The organism is Mameliella sp. AT18 (assembly GCF_028807275.1).
GTDB lineage: Bacteria > Pseudomonadota > Alphaproteobacteria > Rhodobacterales > Rhodobacteraceae > Antarctobacter > Antarctobacter albus.
The window spans coordinates 68,319-75,053 of the sequence record NZ_JARAMO010000229.1; the positions used below are offsets into that span (position 1 = coordinate 68,319).

At 63.3% G+C, this 6,735-nt stretch carries 6 protein-coding genes; all 6 read right to left on the reverse strand.

Annotated features, from left to right (window positions below):
* Positions 1-3: 3 nt before the first annotated feature.
* Positions 4-1,443: a TadA family conjugal transfer-associated ATPase gene (locus tag PVW46_RS20510; protein WP_069208981.1), complete on the reverse strand. Its 1,440-nt coding sequence runs from the start codon at positions 1,441-1,443 to the stop codon at positions 4-6.
* Between the two features lie 14 nt (positions 1,444-1,457).
* Positions 1,458-2,711 carry a CpaE/TadZ family protein gene (locus tag PVW46_RS20515; protein WP_069208982.1) on the reverse strand — a complete coding sequence of 418 codons (1,254 nt, stop codon included), beginning with the start codon at positions 2,709-2,711 and terminating at the stop codon, positions 1,458-1,460.
* 332 nt (positions 2,712-3,043) lie between these two features.
* On the reverse strand, positions 3,044-3,700 hold the full coding sequence (locus tag PVW46_RS20520; protein ID WP_274577361.1) for an OmpA family protein: 657 nt from the start codon (positions 3,698-3,700) through the stop codon (positions 3,044-3,046).
* A 14-nt stretch (positions 3,701-3,714) separates the two neighbouring features.
* The gene (locus PVW46_RS20525; RefSeq protein ID WP_043138332.1) at positions 3,715-5,151 is read right to left on the reverse strand and encodes a type II and III secretion system protein family protein; all 1,437 of its coding nucleotides are present in this window, start codon (positions 5,149-5,151) and stop codon (positions 3,715-3,717) included.
* Positions 5,152-5,369: 218 nt separating this feature from the next.
* Positions 5,370-6,224, reverse strand: a complete 855-nt coding sequence (gene cpaB, locus PVW46_RS20530; RefSeq protein ID WP_043138330.1) for a Flp pilus assembly protein CpaB — start codon at positions 6,222-6,224, stop codon at positions 5,370-5,372.
* A 187-nt stretch (positions 6,225-6,411) separates the two neighbouring features.
* Positions 6,412-6,591 carry a Flp family type IVb pilin gene (locus tag PVW46_RS20535; protein WP_069208984.1) on the reverse strand — a complete coding sequence of 60 codons (180 nt, stop codon included), beginning with the start codon at positions 6,589-6,591 and terminating at the stop codon, positions 6,412-6,414.
* Positions 6,592-6,735 lie beyond the last annotated feature (144 nt).

Here is a 6,735-nt window from a genome sequence, read left to right on the forward strand (position 1 = left end):
GCGTTACTCCGGTCTGAAGGGTTCGTAGATCGAGGCGGGCACGTCGTAGCCCCACATCCGGAACCGTTCGGCAAAGGCGCTGCGAACGCCGGTGGCCGTGAAATGGCCGATGATCTTGTTATCGGGGGTCAGGCCGACGCGCTGGAAGCGAAAGATTTCTTGCATTGAAATCACATCGCCTTCCATGCCGGTGATCTCGGTGATCGAGGTCATGCGGCGCGAGCCGTCCTGCAGGCGGCTGGCCTGAACGATGAGGTTCACGGCCGAAGAAATCTGCGAGCGCATCGCCTTGAGCGGCATCTCGATCCCCGCCATGGCGATCATGTTCTCCAGACGCGCAACACCATCGCGGGCGCTGTTGGCGTGGATCGTGGTCATCGAGCCGTCGTGGCCGGTGTTCATGGCCTGCAGCATGTCGATGACCTCCTCGCCGCGAGTCTCGCCGACGATGATGCGGTCGGGGCGCATCCGCAGGGCGTTTTTCAGGCAGTCGCGCGGGGTGACGGCGCCCTTGCCCTCGACGTTGGGCGGGCGACTTTCCATGCGGCCGACGTGGCTCTGCTGCAGCTGCAGTTCGGCGGTGTCCTCGATGGTCAGGATGCGTTCGCTGTCGTCGATGAAACTGGACAGCGCGTTGAGCGTCGTGGTCTTGCCCGAGCCCGTCCCGCCCGAGACGATGATGTTGAGCCGGGTGGCCACGGCGGCCTGCAGGTAGACGGCCATTTCCTCGGTGAAGGCGCCGAAGTTCACCAGGTCGTCGATGCCCAACTTGTCCTTCTTGAATTTCCGGATGGACACAAGGCTGCCGTCGATGGCCACCGGCGGCACCATCGCGTTGAAACGCGACCCATCCGCCAGACGGGCGTCGACGTAGGGGTTCGATTCATCGACGCGCCGGCCCACGGCCGAGACGATCTTGTCGATGATCCGCATCAGGTGGCGTTCATCCTTGAAGGTCACATCCGACAGCGTCAGCTTGCCGTTCTGTTCGATGAAGATCTGCTGGGGACCGTTGACCAGGATGTCCGAGATCGTCTCGTCCTTGAGCAGTGGTTCCAGAGGGCCGAGCCCCTTCACCTCGTCGTAGAGATCGGCCATCATCGCGCGGCGTTCGTCGCGGTTCAGAACGACGCCCTTCTCCTGCAACGTCTCGTTGGCGATCGCGCTGATTTCCTCGCGCAGCTCCCCTTCCGAGGCCTTATCCAGCGCGGCCAGGTTCAGGTTCTCAAGAAGCGCCCGGTGCAGTTCCAGCTTGATCTCGCCAAGCCGTTCCTTGCGTTTCTTTTCCTTGTCCACGGGGGCCGCCTGCGCGGCGGGTTTCGCCTTACGACGCACGGCTGTGGGCTGGGCGGCAGGCTGAGCTGCAGTGGCGGGAGCCGCCGGGGCCGGGGCCTTGACCGGCTGGGCGCCGGGAGCGGAGTTTTTCTTGTAACGCGAGAACATGTATATCCCCTGGATCAGGCGGCTTCGGCGTCGCTGTCGCCGATGGCGTTGAGCTGCTGGGCAAGCTTGACGATTTCGCGGCGCAGCGGGTTCTTGGCCGCGTGGCTGGCCAGCGGCAGCCCGTGGTCGCAGGCCTGCATGACGGTTCGGCCGCCATCCGGGAGTTGCACGTCCAGCGAGATCGCAAGGCTGTCGGCTAGACGCTTGACGCGGCTCTTGCCCTGCAGATCGGTGAATTTGGGTGCGCGGTTCAGCGCAAAGCGGATCTTCTCGAACGGTAGATCCTCGGATTGCAGCGCCCGTTTCAATCGCAGCGTGTTCTGGGCAGAGCGCATGTCCAGTTCGATCAGCGCGAAATACAGCTGCGCCTCTGTCAGCACGGTTTCCGTCCACTGCACGACGGTGGACGGCATGTCGACGATGACGTAGTCGAAATGCTCGCGCGTGATGTCCAGCAGGCGCTTGATCTCGGCTGGGCCGATGATGTCCAGCGGCAGGATGTCCGACGGCGCGGTGAAGACCTGCATCTTGTCCTCGAAGCTGACCAGTGCCTGGCCGAAACTGTCACCGTCCATCGCCTCGATGTCGGACAGGGTTTCGTAGACGGCTTCGCGGCGGGGCAGGTCGAGATAGGTCGAGACAGAGCCGAACTGCAGTCCAAGGTCGATCAGGCAGACCTTGGGCTGTTTTTCCTTTCCGCCGGTGGCCAGCTCATAGGCCAGGTTCACCGCCAGGGTCGTGGCGCCGACGCCGCCGGCAAGGCCGTGAACGGCGATCAACACGCCGTCACCGCCACCGGACAGGCGGACGCCTTCGGCATTGGTGGCGGGCGCGGGTTCGGACTGAACGGCGGTGGGTGCAGGCTGGCGCAGGCGTTCCAAGGCCCCGGCCAGCTCACCCTCGGGCAGGGGGTAGGGCACGAATTCATCGGCCCCGTCGCGCAAGAGATGGTGCAACGAGGCGGGCGTCACGTCTTCGGCGATCAGGATGACCTTGACGCCATTTTCCTTGGCGGCGTGAATGACCTGGGACAACATCGGCAGGTCCGGCTCGTCGATGGCGTCGATGGCCATTGCCACGAATTCCAGCGTCCGCCCGTCAGGCTGGTTCAGGAAGGCCGTGGCCTCGTCGAAGCCGAGGTCCCCCCATCCTTCTCCAAGCAGGGCTTCCATGTCGTCGATGAGCAGGTCGAAGTTCTGGACGTCGCGGCTGATGGTGCAGGCGACGATCGGCGCCGGCTCCGTTTGCTGTTGTGTCGCGTTGGTCATGCCTGTCGTCCTTTACTTTTGCCGGACCGGGTGGACGTGGCTAAGAGAAGTCCCCCGGACCCGCGGTGCGCGACTCGGGATTTGCGCACGCACTGGTTCTCCAAGGCGACAGTCCCCCATAATCGAGGCAACATTTGGGCCAAAAAACCGAAATTGTACGGTGAACGGGGACTGACGGCGGGTCCTGGTACGCCCTCGCATCCCTCCAGTGGTCAATAGGATTATTCGATCAATTCAAACGAGTATGCTGCATGCGCATGAATGACCCTCCCGTGCGCGGACATGAAAAAAGGGGCCGTTTGGCCCCTTTCCTTGCCGGTCCCAAGTCAGGATCACTCGGTGATCGCGAGATCCTGCCCCTGCTGTCCGGTCAGCCCCGTCTTGGGTTCGGCGCTGTTGACATACTCGCGATAGATCACCTCGGCATATTTGCCATCCAGCACCGTGGGGTGGCTGGACACAAAGCCCGACACCTCGGTCACGGTGCGGCGGTTGCGGCGTTCGCGGCCCTCGGTCACAATCAGCGGCTGCGTCTCGCCGTAGGAAACGACGGCTTCGAGGCGCGAACGGCTGATGCCCTGGCTGACGAGGTAGTTCACGACCGCATTGGCCCGCCGCAGGCCCAGGCTCTTGTTGTAGCCGTTGCTGCCGACCTTGTCGGTGTGACCGTAGACGCGGAACCGGATTTCCGGGAACTGGCGGATCCACTGGGCCTGTTCGCGCAGCGTGTCGCGCGCGCCGTGGTCCAGAACGGCGCTGTTGAAGGCAAAGTTCACCGTCGTCATCACTTCGGAGGCAAAGCGTTGCGACATGTCGTAGATGATCTGCTTTTCGCCGGTCATCAGCTGGTGATTGTTCATAGTGGCATTGCCGAAGTGACCGGTGTCGATCAGCGCGCCCGCCTCGCGGTCAAACCCGACAGGGGCCTGGCTGCATCCGGCGATCAAGAGGCCCGCGGTCAGCGCGGCGGAAAAGGGAAGCCTGATCATCATTCGCCTCTGCATCAATCCATCACATATCCGTAGGAGCCGGTGAAGTCCTGCTTGGCCACTTCACCCGCGGCCCCGGAATTCGGCGCCTTCTGCCCCGGCTTGCCGGCGACCTTGCCACGCAGGAAGAGGTCACGTTCGGTCGGGGGAACAACGCGGTCGGTCGGAAGGGCCAGGTATTCGCCTCGCGTCGGCGTCACCAGGTGCGGGGTCACGATGATCACCAGTTCCGACTGCGACCGTTGGTATTCCGCGCTGCGGAAGAGCGCGCCCAGCACCGGCACGTCGCCCAGCCAGGGCAGCTGCGAGTTGCGGTCGGTGAAATCGTCCATCAGCAGGCCCGCGATGGCAAAACTTTCGCCGTCACGCAGTTCGACAGTGGTCGAGGTTTCGCGCCGCTTGAAACCGTTGATCGAGATGTCCGAAAGAACGATCGAGTTGTTGGTGTCGATCGACGAGACCGCGGCCTCGAGCTCGAGGTTGATCAGGTCGCCATCGACCACCCGGGGGATGAAGTTCAGCTCCACGCCGAAGGGCTTGTACTCGATGGTGATGGTGTTGTTCTGCTGGCTGACCGGGACGGGGTATTCGCCACCTGCCAGGAACTTTGCCTCCTGGCCCGACAGTGCGGTCAGGTTCGGTTCGGCCAGGGTGCGCACGATGCCCTTGCGTTCCAGCGCCTCCAGCATGATGCCCACTTCGAGCCCGCCGGCGTTGAAACCAAAGAGAACTGCGCCCTCGACGTCCAGTCCCTGCGGTGCCAGCTTGTCGGCAACGGCGTCGACCGCCGCATCCGAAGCGGCGCTCAAGGTCCCCAGTTCAAGGCCGAGATCGCCGCCTGCAACCGATCCGCCGGTGGCCAGAGAGGTTCGCAGCATCTTGGCCGCTGTGCGTTCCATCTCGGCGAAACGGACTTTCAGCATGACTTGCTGCACGCCGCCCACGGACATCAGGTTCGACACGCGGTCGGGCGCATAGCGCTGTGCAAGGTCCAGGGCGCGTTGCATCCTGGCCGTCGACGACACGGTCCCCGACAGCACGATGCCGTCATTGGCGGTGCGCACCTCGATCTTTTCCTGGGGAAGGATCTGGCGCAGCCGTTCCTTGAACTCGGATACATCGGGCGAGACGCGGATATCGACGTTCGAGATCAGCTCACCCGCCGCGTCGAGAATGGTGAGCGTCGTCGTTCCAGGCGCCTTACCAAGCACGTAGATATTGCGGTCGTTCAACGACGAGATGTCCGCGATCGCAGGATTGGCGATGGACAATTCCGCAAAGGGAATATCGCTTTCGACCACCAGTGCGCGGTTCATCGGGACGTTGAGCACAGGTTGCGTGCCATTGCGCAGGATGCGCAGGTTGTCCGCCTGTGCGTACTGCACCGCCAGCGGGGCGACCGCAAGCGACAGGCCCAGGAGGGCCGTCTTCAGGAATCTGTCAATGGTCATGTGACCTGCCTCTCGATCACTGCTCGGACGCAGGTCTGACGCCTGCATTTTTCCCGAACATGCGGCATTTCGTGTTTTTTTGCAAGAATCAATGGCTTCAGTGTTGCGGCTTATGTGGACAACTCGCAACACGCCGGGTATTTTCGCAACAAGAGGCCCCCGCCAAGGCAGGGGCCTGATCTTTTCAAGCGGTTGAATTCGCCGTTCGAATTTGCGCGTCAGTTGGTGCAGGGGATCGGGATCTCGACCACCTCGGCGCCGCGACGCACCCGGGTGGTGCAGGTCTTGTCGGCTTTCTTCTCGGCGCGTTCCTCGGCCACGATCCCCAGAAGTGACCGCTGGTCCACCTCGATCGCCTCTGCCACGGTATCGTCCAGCTGGGACATCAGCGACAGAGACAGCTTGCCGGTCGACTGGGCCTGCGCAAGGGCGGCGACCTGTTGCGGGCTGGCGGCAACGGTCACGGTGCGGGCAATGGTTGCGGTGTTGTATTCAGTGTCGGCGGTCTGGTCGATGGCAATCAGGCGGATACCGGTCTGGATCAGCTTGGTTACCTCGCCGGACGAGCGTTCACCGATCTCGCCGGGCAGGCGGCCCGTCCAGTAGACATCGACCCGGTCGCCCGGACGCAGGAAACCGGACACGCCCGAAGCCACGTCGACCTTGATCGCAAAGGCGCGCTGGCCACGATCAAGGCGCGAGGTCAGGCCTGCGTCGCCGCCGGGTTCGGACACCTTCACCTTCATCAACACTTCGGCCTTCTCGATCGGGCGCATGGCGAGGCGGGGTTCCTGGCCGTCGACGAAGAAGGGGTTTTCCTCGTCGAAATAGTCCTCGGGGAGGGCCTGCCGGGGCCAGTGGGTCAGCACGACGTCCTCGGGTTTGATCTCTTCGCCGTAGTTGATGGCGCGTTTCGTGATGAAGACCTTGGCCACCGGAACAGAGGCGCCTGCCTTGGCACGCTCTTCTGCCAGGGCGCTCTCGTAGGCCCCGATGTAATTCTGCGCCATGTAGACGGCAAAGCCCGCCAGGGCGAGGCCGGCGATCAGCACAAGTCCGAATACGAGTCGCATATGTCACCTCACTTGGACAAACTTGGATTCGCCGGTCTCCCGGCCCGGATCATCCTGGCGGGGGAATACGGCAAGAACGGGACACTCGCTGGGCGGTTTGGCGACGCCTCTGCCCTCCTGTGGCAGAACGCGGCGACGGGCGGCCCGCGCAACGGGCCGCCCTTGCGAATGTCGTGGCAGCAGGGGGTCAGAAGTCGTTCTGGCGGACAAGTTCGGCGGCAAGGCCGTCGCGCAGGCCGAGCGTCGAGTTTTCCGCCGCGGTATAGGCCGCGATGCAGAAACCGACGATTGCGGCGGTCAGAATGACCCAGTCCACGGTCACGGCACCATCTTCCTCGGCCGCAAAGGCTCTCATCAGATCACGCATGGTGTTACTCCGGGCTGGACCGCACAAGCAGAAATGCGGTTGTGAAAAAGGCGCGCGCCGCGGCGGGCGCGCGCCTGGGTCTTCAGGTGATCGCCATCGGGCGATCAGGCAACTCAGAAGTCGTTTTCGAGAGCGACGCGTGCG

Excerpts from the sequence above, each read along its gene's own strand:
- PVW46_RS20510 (WP_069208981.1), bottom strand. The coding sequence starts at position 1,443 with ATGTTCTCGCGTTACAAGAAAAACTCCGCTCCCGGCGCCCAGCCGGTC.
- PVW46_RS20515 (WP_069208982.1), bottom strand. The coding sequence starts at position 2,711 with ATGACCAACGCGACACAACAGCAAACGGAGCCGGCGCCGATCGTCGCC.
- PVW46_RS20520 (WP_274577361.1), bottom strand. The coding sequence starts at position 3,700 with ATGATCAGGCTTCCCTTTTCCGCCGCGCTGACCGCGGGCCTCTTGATC.
- PVW46_RS20525 (WP_043138332.1), bottom strand. The coding sequence starts at position 5,151 with ATGACCATTGACAGATTCCTGAAGACGGCCCTCCTGGGCCTGTCGCTT.
- cpaB (WP_043138330.1), bottom strand. The coding sequence starts at position 6,224 with ATGCGACTCGTATTCGGACTTGTGCTGATCGCCGGCCTCGCCCTGGCG.
- PVW46_RS20535 (WP_069208984.1), bottom strand. The coding sequence starts at position 6,591 with ATGCGTGATCTGATGAGAGCCTTTGCGGCCGAGGAAGATGGTGCCGTG.